Here is a 272-nt window from a genome sequence, read left to right on the forward strand (position 1 = left end):
AGAACGCACCTGCTCCGTCTGCGAATATACGCAGGAAGAGACGATTCCGGTCCATACGCACGATGTTCACGATAAAGCATGGAAATATGATGATACTAATCACTGGCAGGAGTGTTCCTGTGGGGAAAAGCTGAATGTGGCAAACCATGCCTACGGCGAATGGAGAGTGACGAAGCCGGCCACCGAGACCGAAGAAGGCTCCAAAGCACGTGACTGCACGGTCTGCGACCATGTTCAGACCGAAACCATTCCGATGCTTGAACATGAGCACA

Annotated in this window: 1 protein-coding gene; it reads left to right on the forward strand. The window is 52.2% G+C overall.

Annotation, left to right across the window (positions count from 1 at the left end):
- A partial coding sequence (locus H6A20_RS13275) for a hypothetical protein (protein WP_338106723.1) occupies positions 1 to 272 on the forward strand: 272 nt, incomplete at both ends.

It is taken from the genome of Mordavella massiliensis (genome assembly GCF_016901695.1).
Lineage (GTDB): Bacteria > Bacillota > Clostridia > Lachnospirales > Lachnospiraceae > Claveliimonas > Claveliimonas massiliensis_A.